Origin of the sequence: Sediminicoccus rosea (genome assembly GCF_033547095.1) — a bacterium.
Classification (GTDB): domain Bacteria; phylum Pseudomonadota; class Alphaproteobacteria; order Acetobacterales; family Acetobacteraceae; genus Roseococcus; species Roseococcus rosea.
In genome coordinates, this window is sequence record NZ_CP137852.1 from 3,252,140 (window position 1) to 3,266,534 (window position 14,395).

Consider the following 14,395-nt stretch of genomic DNA (forward strand, 5'->3'; position numbering starts at 1 on the left):
CTGGCCCATTCTCTTTCCAGAGGTGCTTGCCCTATGCGGCTTGTCGCGACCGCCCTTCTCCTGGCCCTTTCCGCCCCCGCCCTGGCGCAGCCGGCGGCCCCCGCCGCGCCAGCGCCCAGCATGCCGCCCTTCGTGGCGCCCGAGAGCTTCGCGCCCCTCGTCCGGAACCTGCTGCCGGCGGTGGTGAACATCTCCACCTCGCAGAATGTGGCGCCGCGCCCGGGCCGGCCCGATGCGCCCGAGACGCCGCAGGCGCCGCCGGGCTCGCCCTTCGAGGAATTCTTCCGCGACTTCTTCAACCGCAACCGCCCGCCCGGCCAGCAGAACGAGGCGCAGCCGCAGCCGAACCAGCCCAACCGGCCGGCGCCGCGCCGCGCGCAGTCGCTCGGCTCGGGCTTCATCGTGGATGCCTCGGGCATCGTCATCACCAACAACCACGTGATCGACGGCGCGGACGAGATCAACGTCATCCTGCAGGACAACACGACGCTGCGCGCCACGCTGCTCGGCACCGATCCGCGCACCGACCTCGCGGTCCTGCGGGTGAGCCACACGGCGCCCCTGCCCTTCGTCCCCTGGGGCGATTCCGACACGGCGCTGGTGGGCGACTGGGTGGTCGCCATCGGCAACCCCTTCGGCCTGGGCGGCACGGTCACCGCCGGCATCATCTCGGCCCGCGGGCGTGACATCCGCCAGGGGCCCTTCGACGACTTCATCCAGACCGATGCCGCCATCAACCGCGGCAATTCCGGTGGCCCGCTCTTCAACATGCGCGGCGAGGTGGTGGGCATCAACACCGCCATCTACTCGCCGACCGGCGGCTCCATCGGCATCGGCTTCTCCATCCCCTCCAACCTCGCGCGCGGCGTGGCCCGCCAGCTGGCCGAGGGTGGCCGGGTGCGGCGCGGCTGGCTCGGCGTGAACATCCAGCAGGTGACGGATGAGATCGCGGAGAGCCTCGGCCTGCGCGGCGGCGCGCGTGGCGCGCTGATCGCCCGCGCGCAGGAGGGGGCGCCCGCCGCCGCCGCCGGCATCCGCAACGGCGATGTGGTGCTGCGCTTCAACAACCAGGAAGTGCGCGAGATGCGCACCCTGCCCCGCATCGTGGCCGAAACGGCGGTAGGCGCGCAGGTGCCCGTCGTCGTCTGGCGCGATGGCCGCGAGGAGACGGTGACCGTGACGCTCGGCGAATTGCCGACGGAAGCCACGCCCGCCTCCACCGCGCCCAGCCAGACCCCGCGCCCCGACCGGCCGATCGAGCTCTCGGGCCTTGGCCTGCGTGTGACGGCGCTGACGGCGGAGCTGCGCGAGCGCTTCCGCCTGCGGCCCGAGGCACGCGGCGTGGTGGTGACCGAAGTGCTGCCCAACACCCCGGGCGCCGAGCGGGAAATCCGCCCCGGCGACCTGATCCTGGAAGTCCAGCAGGAACGCGTGACCACCCCGCAGGAATTGCAGGAGCGGATCGAGCGGCTGCGCCGCCAGGGCCGGGCCACCGCGCTCTTCCTGATCGAGAGCCAGCAGCAGGGCCAGCGCTTCGTCCCGCTGCGCCTCGCCCCACCGCGCGGCGCACCGGGCTGAGGCCCGGGACGACGGACACAAAAAAGGGGGGCCTCGGCCCCCCTTTCCCGTTGCGGCGGGCCGCGTCAGCTTTCCAGGCGGATGTTGTTGTCGCGGATCAGCGCGCCGATGCGCGCCCGCTGTTCGGTCAGGAAGGCCGCGAAATCGGCGGGGCCGAGCGCCTGGATGTCCATGCCGAGATTGGCATGGCGCTCCCGCACCACCGGGTCCGCCAGGCCCTGCTGCGCGGCCTCCGCATGGCGGGCGATGGCGGCGGCGGGCGTGCCGGCCGGCGCGAAGAGCGCGAGCCACTCGTTCAGCGAGAAGCCATCATAGCCCAGCTCCAGCATGGTGGGCGTATCGGGCAGCGTCGGGATGCGGCGCGGCGTGGCGACGGCGAGCGCCCGCAACCGGTTGTCGCGAATCAACGGCATCACCAGCGGCGTGGTGTTGAAGGTGAAGACCGTCTCGCCGGCGAGCAGGCCAGGGATGGATTGCTGGCTGGCGCGATAGGGCACATGCGTCACCTCCAGCCGCTCGCGCTGGGTGAACATCACCGCCGCGAGATGGGAGGCGAGGCCGATGCCGGTGCTCGCATAGGGCTGACCCGGATTGGCCCGCAGATAGGCGACGAGTTCGGGCACCGTCCGCACCGGCGTCTCGGCCCGCACGACCAGCACGTTGGGCAGCAGCGCGAAGAGGCAGACCGGCGCGAAGGCGGTCAGGTAGTCGAAGGCGAGGCCGCGCATCAGGAGAGGGTTGCTCACCTGGCCCGCCGCGTCGAAGAGCAGCGTGTGGCCATCTGCCGCCGCCTGCGCCACCACGCCCGCGCCGATGGAGCCCGAGGCGCCACCGCGATTCTCGATCACCACGCTCTGCCCGAGCACGGTCTGCATGTGCGGCGCCACCAGGCGCAGCGAAGCATCGGCGGAACCTCCGGCCGGCCAGCCTGCGACGATGCGCACGGGGCGCGTGGGGGCCCAGGCTTGGGCCCAGGCTTGCGCGGGGGCGATCGCCGGGGCGGCGAGAGGGAGGGCGAGAAGGGCGCGACGGTTCATCCCCCCTAAATGCCGCGCGCCGCGCTATCCGTCGAGCCGAATCCCCTCGGCCGCGATCAGCGCGCCCATCGCCGCGCGCTCGGCAGCGAGGAACCGGGCCAGGGCCTCCGGCCCCTCGGCCGCCGGCTCGAGGCCGAGTTCCGCGAGGCGCGGGCGCAGGGCGGGCTGCATCACGGCCTCCCGCGCGGCGGCGGCGATGCGCTGGACGATGGCGGGCGGCGTGCCGGCGGGGGCCAGCAGCGCCAGCCAGTCGCCGATGGCGAAGCCCGGGAAGCCCTGCTCCGCGATGGCGGGCACGCGCCCGGGCAGCGAATAGCCGAGCGCGACCAGGCGCCCCTCCCGCAGCAGCGGTGCCGCCAGTGCCACCGAGGTGAAACCCATCGCCACATCGCCACGCAGCAGCCCCGCCATCTGGTCTGCGCCGCCGCGATAGGGGATGTGCTCGCCCGTGAGGCCGGCCCGGCGTAGCAGCGCCGCCATGGCGAGATGGGTGCGCGCGCCGATGCCGACACTGCCATAGGCCGCCGGCCGCCCCTCCGCCCGCAGCCGCGCCAGCAGCGCGGGCAGGTCCGTCACGCCGAGATCAGGCCGGACCACCAGCACCAGCGGCAGGGTCGCGAGCAGGGTGACGGGCGCGAAGGCGGTCGCGTAGTCGAAGCCGAGGCCGCGCATCAGATGCGGGTTCACCGCCTGCCCGCCGGAATCGAGCAGCAGGGTGGTGCCGTCCGGCGCGGCCTGCGCCACCACCCCGGCACCCACCGCGCCCGAGGCGCCGCTGCGATTCTCGGGCGTCACGCCGGTGCCGAGCAATTCGCCCATCCGGGGTGCGACCAGCCGGCCCAGCAGGTCCGTGCTGCCGCCCGGCGGGAAGGCGATGACGAGGCGGATGGGCCGGTCCTGCGCACGGGCGGACGGGGCCAGCGGCAGCGTGAGCAGGGCACGGCGGGTGGGGCGCATCATCGCGCGCCTAGTCGAGCCCCATCAGCGCATCGATCGCCGCGCTGTCCGGCATCGCGGGCGCGGCGCCCGGCCGGGTGCAGGCCAAAGCACCCGCCGCATTGGCGCGGCGCACCGCGAGTTCCATGGGCATGCCGAGATGGAATGCAGCCGCCAGCACGCCGCACCAGGCATCGCCCGCGCCGGTGCTGTCCACCACCCCGACCGCGAAGGCCGGCACCTGGATCAGCCCCGCCCGCGTCGCGACCGAGGCACCCCGCGCACCCTCCGTCACCGCGACGCCGATGCCCAGGACCTCGTTCAGCGCCGCCGCATCTCCCGTGCGGCCGAGCTGCCGGCCGAGCCAGGCGGCCTCGCCCTCGTTCAGGATCAGCAGGTCCACGCCACCCAGCGCCGCGCGATCCATCGCGGCGGCGGGGGCGAGGTTGAGCAGCACGCGCGCGCCCGCCGCCCGCGCCCGGGCGATGGCGCGGGCATTTTCCTCCGGCGGCACCTCCATCTGCAGCAGCAGGATGGAGTCGTCGCGCAGCTCGGGCAGTTGCGCCGCCCGCGCCTGGAGGTTCGCACCGGGCGAGACAGCGATCTGGTTCTGCCCCTCCGCATCCACGCAGACGCAGGCCAGGCCGCTCGCCCGATCCACCCCGCGCAGGCCCGCCACGTTCACGCCCGCCGCGATCAGCGCCATCCGCAGCAGGTCACCATGCTCATCACGGCCGACGCAGCCGACGAAGCGCGCATCGGCGCCGTCCCGCGCCGCGGCGATGGCCTGGTTCAGCCCCTTGCCGCCGGCGAGCGGAGCGCCGGCCGCGCCCAGCAGCGTTTCGCCCGGGCCCGGAAGGCGTGGAAGCCGGAAGACGATGTCGGCAATGGCGGAGCCGAAGATGGTGACCGTCACGGCAGCAGCAGCCCCTCCCGCATGGCGCGCTCGTACAGCGCCATGATCATGGGGGCGAAGGGCGGGCCCAGGTCAATCGCAGGCTGCATGCGCCTGAGACTGCGCGCGCGGGTTAGCCCCACCTCGGCCCAGGCGGGCGCGCCGCATTCGACCTGCTGGGCGAAGCCCTGCAGCCGGTCGCAGCCCATGGCGAAGCGCGCCTCGGGCGTCTCCTGCGCCTCGAATTCACGCCACAGCGCGTGCAGGCGCGTGGCGAGGTCGGGCGGCAGCATGCCGAAGATGCGCTCGGCGGCCGCCTGCTCGCGCGCCGCCTGTGTCAGCAGCCCCGCCTCGTCGAAGGCGAAGGTGTCGCCCGCCTCGATCTCGATCACGTCATGGATGGCGATCATCGAGAGCACGCGCGCCATGTCGGGCCGTGGCTCGACCTCATCGGCCAGCAGGACGGCGATGAGGGCCACATGCCAGGCGTGCTCGCCCGCGTTCTCGCGCCGCTCGCCGGTGCGGGAGGCGCGCAGCACATGCTTCAGCCGGTCGGCGAGGGTGATGAAGCCCAGCAGCGCGTCCTGCCGTCCGCTCACGCGGGGCGCCCCAGGACCTCCATCAACTCGCGCCATTCGCGCTTGGAGAGGCCGCTCGTCACCTGCGTCACCTCTTCCCCGCCCAGCATGCGGCGGACGATCGCCAGCATCTGCGAGGACATCATGACCGCGCCCATGCGGTAATCGGCGAAGGCCTCGTAGCTCAGCGGCACCCAGGCCTTCACCGTCTCCAGCATCGCCTCGGCATAGACGCGGATCTCGTATTGCGCGTGGGAATCGGCGCGCAGGCTGAGGAAGTGCAGCAGGTTGTGCAGGTCGGTCTTCCAGTACCACTGGGTGTACGTGTTGAGCGTGAGGTTCATCCGCGCCAATTCGCGTGCGAGGCCGGAGCGGCCCTCATCCACCACCTGGCCGGCGTCGTCCTCATTCAGCATCCAGGCGTAGTGATCGTAGTTGCGGCTCGCATCATCACGCAGCAGGCGCAGCACCTCGGCCGCTTCGTCGCCTTCCAGCACATCGCCGCGGCCCTGGCGGTTGCTGCTGGATTGCGCCGCGAGCTGCGCGGGCTCGGGGATGTAGAATTCGCGGTCCATCACGGAATAGCGCGCGGAGTACTCGTTCACATTGGCCGTGCGGTGCCGGATCCATTGCCGCGCCACGAAGATGGGCAGCTTCACATGGTACTTGATCTCGCACATCTCGAAGGGCGTGGAGTGGCGGTGCCGCATGAGGTAGCGGATCAGGCCGCGATCCTCGTTCGCGGCCTTGGTTCCGCGTCCGTAGGAGACGCGGGCAGACTGCACGACCGCGCCGTCATCGCCCATGTAGTCCACCACGCGGACGAAGCCGTGATCGAGCACGGGCATCACCTGGTAGAGCATCGCCTCCAGCGCCGGCACGGTGGCGCGCCGGGTTTCCGACCGCGCCGCGCGCGCCTGTTCCAGTTCTGCCCGCTGGGCGTCCGTCAATGCCATGTTCGTGATCCTCTGGTGGGCTGCATGTAGCGCAGGGCCACCGGGCGGGAAACGGGGCCGGCTTCCCCTGGCATTCGGCCAGGCGGCACCCTATGTTGGTCCTGTCAGAGGCGGCTTGCCGCCCCCGACTATGGCGATAAACGCAGCGTGGCATAAACGTTACGGACCCGGGGGCAGTGCCCGGCGTCTCCACCACTCCAACCTTCCTTGTCGGGAAGCGTGGCACGGGGACGAAACAGGCTCGACGTGCGTGGTAAAGACGCTGCTTTTGCCCGGCATGGTACCGGCGTTATCGGACCAAATCACAAGTGCCAACGACAATGTCCGCGAGGACATGGCGCTCGCTGCCTAGGAATAGGTAAGCGCGGTTCGGGGGGCACCGGGCAACAGAAGCCCCCCACTTTCTTCATGCCCTCAGATGCCGGGCGCGGCCTCCGGCCGCTTGGCTTCGGAATGCTGAAGCATTCCGCCGGGCCTATTCGGCCCGGATCCTCCGAACTCCCAGCAGACTTGGATTGGCTTTTTCCGCCTTCAGATGCCGGGCGCGGCCTCCGGCCGCTTGGCTTCGGAATGCTGAAGCATTCCGCCGGGCCTATTCGGCCCGGATCCTCCGAACTCCCAGCAGACTTGGATTGGCTTTTTCCGCCTTCAGATGCCGGGCGCGGCCTCCGGCCGCTTGGCTTCGGAATGCTGAAGCATTCCGCCGGGCCTATTCGGCCCGGATCCTCCGAACTCCCAGCAGACTTGGGTTGGTCTTCGCCGCCCTCAGACGCCAACAGCGGCCCCCGGCCGCTTGGCTTCGGAATGCTGGAGCATTCCGCCGGGCCTATTGGGCCCGGATTCTCGGGACGCGCGCCGGACCAATGATGGCGCGCTCACACCAGCGCGGCGCGAATTTCGCGCTCCGCGATTCCCAGCCGCGTGGCGCAGGCCGAAAGGTCACCCCAGGTCACGTCATCCAACGGGATGCCCTGCGTCATCCGCTCCGCCTTGGCCCGCCGCTCCGGGTCGCCGGGAAGCAGGACGCGGCCTGGCGCGCTCGCCTGCACATGGTCGCAGATCGCCTGCACCTCCTGGCCGAAGCCCGGAGTCTCGGCGAGGCGCGCGGGGTCCAGCACGAAGCCCAGCATGCCGTTCACGATGCCGCGATTGTTCGGGTTCTTCGGCTCATTCGTGCCGCCACCGGTCAGCGCGCCGGCCAGGATCTCGCACACCAGCGCCAACCCATAGCCCTTGTGCCCGCCGAAGGAGAGCAAGGCGCCGCGCGGCCCCTGGCCGTACATCACGGCCGCATCCGTGCTGGGCGCACCCTCATGCGTCACCAGCGCGCCCGCCGGCACCGGCTTGCCCGCGTTGAAGGCCACCTTCACCTTGCCGACGGCGATGGCACTCGTTGCGAAATCCAGGATGATAGGGGCCGGCGCCTTGGGGATGCCGATGCAGATCGGGTTCGTGCCCATCCGCCCATCCGTGCCGCCGAAGGGCGAGACCACCGGCGCCCCGCTCACCGCATTGACGAAGAAGAGGCCGATCATCCCCGCCTCCACCGCCATCTCCGCATAGGCGCCAATGCGGCCCAAGTGATGCGTGTTGCGCAGGCCGAAGCAGGCCAGCCCATGCTCCCGCGCCGCCGCGATCCCGGCCGCCGTCACCTGCCGGCCGGTCCATTGGCCATAGCCCATATGCCCGTCCCAGACGGCGAGCGAGCCCGCGCCGCCCACCTGCTCGGCCATCGCATTGGGCGTGATCAGCCCCTTCTCGGTGTTCTCCACATAGCGGGGGACGAGCTGCATGCCGTGGCTGTCATGGCCCTGGAGGTTCGCCTCCACCAGATCCACCGCCACCTGGTGGGCCACCTCAGGCGCGGCGCCGACGCGCGTCAGCATCCCGGCAACCAGGTCGGTCAGCTTGTCATGGGCTAGGCGGGGCATGCGGCTCTGATCCTCCAATGGCGAGGCAGGATCGAAACACGCCCGGTGCGGATGGGCGAGGCCCCCCGCGCGAATTCAGCCGCAGCGCACCTCGAAGCGGCACTCCGGCGCGCCCTCGGCGAAGCAGGCAATTTCCTGGCAGGCGGGCTCGCCCGGGCGGCCCTCCGCCTCCAGCACATAGGCCATGCCGCCCGCGAAGCTGCCCTCGAAGACGTAGCAGACGCGCCGGCCCGCGCCCGGCCCGTAGCCCAGCGCATAGGCCGAATTCCTCACGACGATCTCGGCCTGCCCAGCCGTCACGTCGAGGGCCGCGATCTCCACCTGCCCATGCCCGCGCTGCGACATGCGCCGGAGATAGTGCCGGAAGGTCTCCTCCGGCCCGAGGCCATGCGTCTTCGCCTCGGCCCGGCACCATTGCAGCGCCGAGAGATGGCAGGATTTGTAGAGAATGGCGCGATAGGCCGCGACACCCATCGCCGCCTCGATGGTCTGCTGCATGTTCACCATGAAGTGGCGCGGCAGATACATCATGGGCAGGCCATTAGTGGTCCAGATCCCGGTCTGCGGGTCCACCTCGATCGGCACTTCGGGGGCGGCCATGCTTCGCTCTCCTGACTACTGGCGCGCCATCAGCGCCTCGCCGACGCCATCGCCGTCCAGTTCCTGGTCATCATCCATCGTGACCACGACCTTGGCGAGCTTGCCGGTGAAGAGGAAGGGCGGCTCGTAGTCCGAAACGGGCGAGCCGCGGTCGCAGCCCACATCCAGCCCGGCCCAGGAGACGAAGTTGAAGAAGCCGAGCCGCGTCTCGATGCGCCCGGCGGGCACGCCATCAATCAGCAGGGTGAATTCGCTGATCCCCGGCCCCGTGGCGATGGTCGGCTTCTCCTCGCGCGTCAGGCGCCGCACACGCAGCCCCACGATGTGATCGCCCGCCGGCACCGGGCGGTCGGAGGTCACCACCACATGCTCACCGCCGATGTTCATGTCATGCACCAGGTGCCCGCCGCGCAGGTAGAGCGCATAGCCCGTCGTCGCATCGCCATGGGCGATCAGCACGCCCTCATCCCCGCCCGCGAAGCGCGCATGCGCGTCGATGCGATAGCTGCGGCTGCGGATGTCGGGCGCCACCTCGGTCGGCACATGGCCGACGCCGGCATGGAAGACGTAGCGCTGGCGCGCGCCATGCACGCGGGCCGCATTCTCGGCGAAGCGCTGGCGGAAGCGGTCATCCAGTGGCAGCACTTGGTGCTTGCGCGCTTCCTCCCACCAGAGGTCCACCAACTCCTTCAGCTTCTCCGGGTGCTGGGCCGCGAGATCATGGCTTTCGGAGAAGTCGGTCTCGAGGTGGAAGAGCTCCCACCGATCCTCCTCGAAGGGCGTCTCCGGCGTGTGGTAGGCGACAGCCTTCCAGCCCTGATGCACCAGGCCGCGATGGCCGAACATCTCGAAATACTGTGGTACGGGCTTGGAGGGTGCGGCCGCGTCGAAGAGGCTCGGGCGGAAGCTCACCCCCTCCAGCGGCATCTGCGGCACGCCGTTCACCGTGGCGGGCGGCGTGACGCCCACGATCTCCAGCAGCGTCGGCGTGAGGTCGCAGGCATGGACGAACTGGTGGCGCAGCTCGCCCCGCGCCGGAATGCCGCGCGGCCAGGAGATCACCAGCGGATCGCGGATGCCGCCGCCATGGGTGTTCTGCTTGTAGCGGCGCAGCGGCGTGTTCGACGCCATGGCCCAGCCCAGCGGGTAGTTCGCATAGGTCCCCGGCGCGCCGATCTGGTCGAGCCGCGCCATCTTCTCGGCCATCGTCTCCTCGCGCAGGTTGCGCGGACCCAGCAGGTTCACGCCGCCGGTAGGGCCGCCCTCCTGGCTCGCGCCATTGTCGGAGAGCACCAGCACCAGCGTGTCCTCGCGCAGCCCCGCCGCATCGAGGAAAGCGAGCAGCCGGCCGATCTGCTGGTCGGCGTGGTCGAGCATGCCGGCGAAAGCCGATTGCAGTCGCGTGTAGAAGCGCCGCTGGTCATCATCGCAGTCCGCCCAGGGCCCGACATCGGCGTTGCGCGGGGGAAGCCGCGTATCGGGCGGCACGATGCCCATGGCCTTCTGCCGCGCGAAGCGCGCCTCGCGCTCCGCGTCCCAGCCTGTCTCGAACGTCGGGTCATAGCCGCGGATGAGATCGGCCGGCGCCTGGTGTGGCGCGTGCACCGCGCCCAGTGCCAGCCAGAGCAGCCAGGGCGTCTCCGGCTGCTCGGCCACGTGCCCCGCGAGGAAGCGGATGGACTGGTCCACCAGATCCTCGGTCAGGTGGTAGCCCTGCTCGGGCGTGCGTGGCGGCTCGATCGGTGAATTGTCGCGCACGAGTTCGGGCGTGTACTGGTCCGTCGCCGCGTCCATAAAGCCGTAGTAGCGGTCGAACCCGCGCGCGAGCGGCCAGCCGTCGAAGGGGCCGGTGCTGCCGCTTTCAGTCAACGGCGTCACATGCCACTTGCCCAGCATGTAGTTGCGGTAGCCATGCGGGCGCAGCATCTCCGCCAGCGTCCCGGCCTCCTTCGCGATCTTCCCGCGATAGCCCGGATAGCCGCTGTCGAAATTGGCGAGGCTGCCGACGCCGGCCGAATGGTGGTTGCGCCCGGTCAGCAACGCGGTGCGCGTCGTCGAGCACATGGCGGTCGTGTGGAAGCCCGTGTAGCGCAGCCCCTGTGCGGCCAGGCCATCAATGTTCGGCGTGCGGATGGGCGAGCCATAGCAGCCGAAATCCGAAAATCCCGCATCGTCGAACAGGATGAGCAGGATGTTGGGCGCCCCCTTGGGCGGGCGCGGCGGCGCGGGCCAGGCCGGCGTGGAATCCTTCACGCTCAGGCCGATCTTCGGCGTCACGGTCATGCGGCGTTGTCCTTCCCTTTGGCCGGGAGCTTGGCGGCGCCACGGGCTGCACGCAACGGCGTGCGGAAATGCTGGCTTTCGCCTGCGATCGCGCCACAATCGCGCACAAGACGCGGAGGAAACACATGACACGCGATGCCATCGCCCGGCGCACGCTGCTGGGCGGCCTGCTGGCGACACCCGCTCTCGCGCAATCCGGCTGGCCGGACCGGCCCGTGCGCATCGTCGTCCCCTTCGCCCAGGGCGGGCCGATGGACCTGATCGCGCGCCTCTCGGGCGAACATCTGCGCGGCGCCCTCGGCCAGCCCTTCGTGCCCGATTTCCGCACCGGCGCAGGCGGCAATCTCGGCGCCCAGGCCGTGGCGCAGGCCGCGCCGGATGGCTACACGCTGCTCGCCACCATCGACACGGTGATGACGGTGAACGCGGCGCTCTATCCCCGCGCCGGCTTCGATCCGGTGCGGGATTTCACGCCCATCGGCCTGCTGGCCCGCATGGCGAGCGTGGTGACGGTGAATGCCGCCCTGCCGGTGACGGACCTCGCGGGGCTGGTCGCGCTGGGGCGGCAAAGGCCCCTCACCTACGGCTCGGCCGGCGTCGGCGTGCCTGCGCATCTCTATGGCGAATATCTGCGCCTCATCACCGGCGCGCAGATGGAGCATGTGCCATTCCGGGGCCTCGGCCCCGCGGTGACGGAACTGGTCGCGGGCCGCATCGACATGGTCGTCGCCCTCATGCCGGGTGTCGCCGCGCATGTGGCGGAGGGCAGGCTGCGCGCGCTGGCCGTGACCGGCGGAAGGCGCTCGCCCTTCATGCCCGAGGTGCCGACCCTCGCGGAGACGATCGCGCCGGGCTTCGACACCGGCACCTGGTTCGGCCTCTACGGCCCGCGCGGCCTGCCGCCCGAGATCACGGCGCGCCTCAACCAGGAACTCGCCCGCTTCGCCGAGAGCGCCCCCGTGCGGGAGCGCTTCACCCAGCTCACCTTCGAGCCGGCGACCGCCACGCCCACGGAACTGGCGCAGCTCCAGGCGCGCGATGCGGCCAGTTGGGCGCGCATCATCCGCGAGGCGGGCGTGCGGGTGGAGTGACCGCGCTCAGCCCTTGCTGAGCTGGTCGAAGGCCTTGAGGCGGGCGATGAGCGCCGGCATTTCGCGCAGCGGGATCATGTTGGGCCCGTCGCTGGGCGCCGCATCCGGGTTCTCGTGGCACTCGATGAAGACGGCCGCGACGCCGACGGCGACCGCGGCGCGGGCCAGAACGGGCGCGAATTCGCGCTGCCCGCCGGAAGACCCCCCCTGCCCGCCCGGCTGCTGCACGCTGTGCGTCGCGTCATAGACCACGGGGTAGCCCGTCTCGGCCATGATCGGCAGGGAGCGCATGTCGGAGACCAGCGTGTTGTAGCCGAAGCTGGCGCCCCGCTCGCAGAGCAGGATGCGCTGGTTCCCGGTGGACGCGATCTTGGCGGCCACGTTCTTCATGTCCCAGGGCGCCAGGAACTGGCCCTTCTTCACGTTGATCGCGGCGCCCGTCTCGCCGGCGGCGAGCAGCAGGTCGGTCTGGCGCGAGAGGAAGGCCGGAATCTGCAGCACATCCACCGCCGCCGCGGCCGGCGCGCATTGCTCGGCGGTGTGGACATCCGTCAGCACGGGCAGGCCCGTACGCTCGCGCACCTCGGCCAGGATGGCCAGGCCCTCGGCCATGCCAATGCCGCGCGCGGCGTTCACACTGGTGCGGTTCGCCTTGTCGAAAGAGGATTTGTAGATCATCGGCACGCCGAGATCGCGCGCCATGGCGGCGATGGCATCCGCCGTCTCCAGCGCATGGGTGCGGCTCTCGATCTGGCAGGGCCCGCAGATGAAGGCGAGCGGGCGGCTCTGGCCGATCACCAGGTCACGGATCGTCACATCCATCAGACGAGCCTCGCCTGGCGCACCGCGGCCCCCACGAAGCCCGCGAAGAGCGGATGCGGCGCGAAGGGCTTGGACTTCAGCTCCGGGTGGAACTGCACGCCAATGAACCAGGGATGGTCCGGGTATTCCACGATCTCGGGCAGCAGGCCGTCGGGCGACATGCCGGAGAAGCGCAGGCCCGCCGCCTCCAGCCGCTCGCGATAGGCGACGTTCACCTCATAGCGGTGGCGGTGGCGCTCCTCGATGCGGCTCGCGCCATAGACGCTGCTGACCAGCGAATCCTGCGCGAGGAGCGCAGGATAGGCCCCGAGGCGCATGGTGCCGCCGAGGTCACCGCTGGCGTCGCGCTGCTCGCGCTCGTTGCCGCGCACCCACTCGGTCATCAGGCCCACGACCGGCTCGGCGCAGGGGCCGAATTCGGTGCTGGAGGCGGCGGGGATCTGGAGCAGGTTCCGCGCCGCCTCGATCACTGCCATCTGCATGCCGAAGCAGATGCCGAGGAAGGGGATCTTCTTCTCGCGCGCGAAGCGCACCGCCTGGATCTTGCCGCCCGTCCCACGCTCGCCGAAGCCGCCGGGGACAAGGATGCCGTGCACACCATCCAGCCGGCGCATCACCTCGCCCGCCTCGCGTTCGAAAATCTCGCTGTCCACCCAGTCGAGCTTTACGCGCATGTTGTGCGCGATGCCGCCATGGGCCAGCGCCTCGTTCAGCGACTTATAGGCGTCGAGCAGGCCGGTGTACTTGCCGACCACGGCAATGGTCACCTCGCCTTCCGGCGCGGTGATGCGCTGCACCACCTGCTCCCAGGCGGTGAGGTCGGGCTCGCCGTAGATCGACAGGTTGAAGTGGCGCAGCACCTCGCGGTCCAGCCCCTCGCGGTGGTAGCTGCCGGGCACGGCGTAGATGCTGGAGGCGTCATAGGCCGGGATAACGCTCTCGGGCCGGACGTTGCAGAAAAGCGCGATCTTGCGGCGCTCATTCTCCGGGATCGGGCGGTCACAGCGGCAGAGCAGGATCTGCGGCTGGATGCCGACGCCCAGCAGTTCCTTCACCGAATGCTGCGTCGGCTTGGTCTTCAGCTCGCCGGCCGAGGGGATGTAGGGCACGAGCGTGAGGTGGACGAAGAGGCTGCGCGTTGGCCCCAACTCGTTCGCGAGCTGGCGGATGGCCTCAAGGAAAGGCAGCGACTCGATGTCGCCGACCGTGCCGCCAACCTCGACGAGGACGAAGTCATACTCGTCGGTGCCGGTGACGACGGCTTCCTTGATCGCGTCCGTGATGTGCGGAATGACCTGCACGGTGGCGCCCAGGTAGTCGCCACGGCGCTCCTTCGCGATCACCTCGGAATAGAGGCGGCCCGTGGTCCAGTTGTCCGCCTTGCTGGCATGGACGCCTGTGAAGCGCTCATAATGGCCGAGGTCGAGGTCGGTCTCGGCCCCGTCATCGGTCACGAAGACCTCGCCATGCTGGTAGGGCGACATCGTGCCCGGATCCACGTTGAGATACGGGTCAAGCTTCCTGAGCCGGACGCGGTAGCCGCGGGCCTGCAGGAGTGCGCCAAGGGACGCTGCCGCGATGCCCTTGCCAAGCGAGGAAACCACGCCACCGGTGATGAATACGAACCGTGCCATGGGAGGTCTCCATAGCCACTTCCGTGGCGCTGTCACACCCCCCTTGGCGGCCGG

Annotated in this window: 12 protein-coding genes and 1 other RNA gene; 3 read left to right on the forward strand and 10 right to left on the reverse strand. The window is 70.4% G+C overall.

Annotated elements, in window-relative coordinates; all coding sequences use genetic code 11:
* Nucleotides 1-33 precede the first annotated feature (33 nt).
* Nucleotides 34-1,578: a DegQ family serine endoprotease gene (locus R9Z33_RS15725; RefSeq protein WP_318647526.1), complete on the forward strand. Its 1,545-nt coding sequence runs from the start codon at nt 34-36 to the stop codon at nt 1,576-1,578.
* A 65-nt stretch (nt 1,579-1,643) separates the two neighbouring features.
* On the opposite strand, the gene R9Z33_RS15730 is transcribed toward R9Z33_RS15725, so the two are convergent.
* From R9Z33_RS15730 to thyX, 5 genes are read right to left on the reverse strand one after another with little or no spacing between them, the layout of a single operon-like run.
* Entirely contained in the window at nt 1,644-2,615 is a 972-nt protein-coding gene (locus R9Z33_RS15730; protein ID WP_318647527.1) for a Bug family tripartite tricarboxylate transporter substrate binding protein, read from the reverse strand.
* Between the two features lie 24 nt (nt 2,616-2,639).
* On the reverse strand, nt 2,640-3,572 hold the full coding sequence (locus R9Z33_RS15735) for a Bug family tripartite tricarboxylate transporter substrate binding protein (protein WP_318647528.1): 933 nt from the start codon (nt 3,570-3,572) through the stop codon (nt 2,640-2,642).
* A 10-nt stretch (nt 3,573-3,582) separates the two neighbouring features.
* Entirely contained in the window at nt 3,583-4,467 is an 885-nt protein-coding gene (locus R9Z33_RS15740; protein WP_318647529.1) for a PfkB family carbohydrate kinase, read from the reverse strand.
* The gene (locus R9Z33_RS15745; RefSeq protein WP_318647530.1) at nt 4,464-5,045 is read right to left on the reverse strand and encodes an HD domain-containing protein; all 582 of its coding nucleotides are present in this window, start codon (nt 5,043-5,045) and stop codon (nt 4,464-4,466) included. The genes R9Z33_RS15740 and R9Z33_RS15745 overlap by 4 nt, the downstream gene beginning before the upstream one ends.
* Complete coding sequence (thyX, locus tag R9Z33_RS15750; RefSeq protein WP_318647531.1) at nt 5,042-5,980, reverse strand: FAD-dependent thymidylate synthase; 939 nt, start codon at nt 5,978-5,980, stop codon at nt 5,042-5,044. The genes R9Z33_RS15745 and thyX overlap by 4 nt, the downstream gene beginning before the upstream one ends.
* Nucleotides 5,981-6,044: 64 nt before the next feature.
* Here thyX and ssrA point away from each other — a divergent pair.
* Nucleotides 6,045-6,382, forward strand: a transfer-messenger RNA (tmRNA) gene (gene ssrA, locus R9Z33_RS15755).
* A 473-nt stretch (nt 6,383-6,855) separates the two neighbouring features.
* Here the strand turns inward: ssrA and R9Z33_RS15760 are convergent.
* The 3 genes from R9Z33_RS15760 to R9Z33_RS15770 all read right to left on the reverse strand — a co-directional run bounded on the left by R9Z33_RS15760 (nt 6,856) and on the right by R9Z33_RS15770 (nt 10,794).
* Nucleotides 6,856-7,911: a malate/lactate/ureidoglycolate dehydrogenase gene (locus tag R9Z33_RS15760; RefSeq protein ID WP_318647532.1), complete on the reverse strand. Its 1,056-nt coding sequence runs from the start codon at nt 7,909-7,911 to the stop codon at nt 6,856-6,858.
* Nucleotides 7,912-7,986: 75 nt separating this feature from the next.
* The gene (locus tag R9Z33_RS15765; protein WP_318647533.1) at nt 7,987-8,511 is read right to left on the reverse strand and encodes a DUF5943 domain-containing protein; all 525 of its coding nucleotides are present in this window, start codon (nt 8,509-8,511) and stop codon (nt 7,987-7,989) included.
* Between the two features lie 15 nt (nt 8,512-8,526).
* Nucleotides 8,527-10,794 (reverse strand): arylsulfatase, encoded by a 2,268-nt coding sequence (locus R9Z33_RS15770; RefSeq protein ID WP_318647534.1) that lies wholly within the window; start codon nt 10,792-10,794, stop codon nt 8,527-8,529.
* Between the two features lie 125 nt (nt 10,795-10,919).
* On the opposite strand from R9Z33_RS15770, the gene R9Z33_RS15775 reads away from it, so the two are divergent.
* Nucleotides 10,920-11,885, forward strand: a complete 966-nt coding sequence (locus tag R9Z33_RS15775) for a Bug family tripartite tricarboxylate transporter substrate binding protein (RefSeq protein ID WP_318647535.1) — start codon at nt 10,920-10,922, stop codon at nt 11,883-11,885.
* Nucleotides 11,886-11,891: 6 nt separating this feature from the next.
* Here R9Z33_RS15775 and kdsA read toward each other — a convergent pair whose 3' ends face one another.
* Entirely contained in the window at nt 11,892-12,707 is an 816-nt protein-coding gene (gene kdsA, locus R9Z33_RS15780; protein WP_318647536.1) for a 3-deoxy-8-phosphooctulonate synthase, read from the reverse strand.
* Nucleotides 12,707-14,341 carry a CTP synthase gene (locus R9Z33_RS15785; protein ID WP_318647537.1) on the reverse strand — a complete coding sequence of 545 codons (1,635 nt, stop codon included), beginning with the start codon at nt 14,339-14,341 and terminating at the stop codon, nt 12,707-12,709. The genes kdsA and R9Z33_RS15785 overlap by 1 nt, the downstream gene beginning before the upstream one ends.
* Nucleotides 14,342-14,395 lie beyond the last annotated feature (54 nt).

Coding starts and splice junctions, on each gene's coding strand:
- R9Z33_RS15730 (WP_318647527.1), bottom strand. CDS start 2,615: ATGAACCGTCGCGCCCTTCTCGCCCTCCCTCTCGCCGCCCCGGCGATC.
- R9Z33_RS15760 (WP_318647532.1), bottom strand. CDS start 7,911: ATGCCCCGCCTAGCCCATGACAAGCTGACCGACCTGGTTGCCGGGATG.
- kdsA (WP_318647536.1), bottom strand. CDS start 12,707: ATGGATGTGACGATCCGTGACCTGGTGATCGGCCAGAGCCGCCCGCTC.
- R9Z33_RS15725 (WP_318647526.1), top strand. CDS start 34: ATGCGGCTTGTCGCGACCGCCCTTCTCCTGGCCCTTTCCGCCCCCGCC.
- R9Z33_RS15775 (WP_318647535.1), top strand. CDS start 10,920: ATGACACGCGATGCCATCGCCCGGCGCACGCTGCTGGGCGGCCTGCTG.
- thyX (WP_318647531.1), bottom strand. CDS start 5,980: ATGGCATTGACGGACGCCCAGCGGGCAGAACTGGAACAGGCGCGCGCG.
- R9Z33_RS15735 (WP_318647528.1), bottom strand. CDS start 3,572: ATGCGCCCCACCCGCCGTGCCCTGCTCACGCTGCCGCTGGCCCCGTCC.
- R9Z33_RS15765 (WP_318647533.1), bottom strand. CDS start 8,511: ATGGCCGCCCCCGAAGTGCCGATCGAGGTGGACCCGCAGACCGGGATC.
- R9Z33_RS15785 (WP_318647537.1), bottom strand. CDS start 14,341: ATGGCACGGTTCGTATTCATCACCGGTGGCGTGGTTTCCTCGCTTGGC.
- R9Z33_RS15770 (WP_318647534.1), bottom strand. CDS start 10,794: ATGACCGTGACGCCGAAGATCGGCCTGAGCGTGAAGGATTCCACGCCG.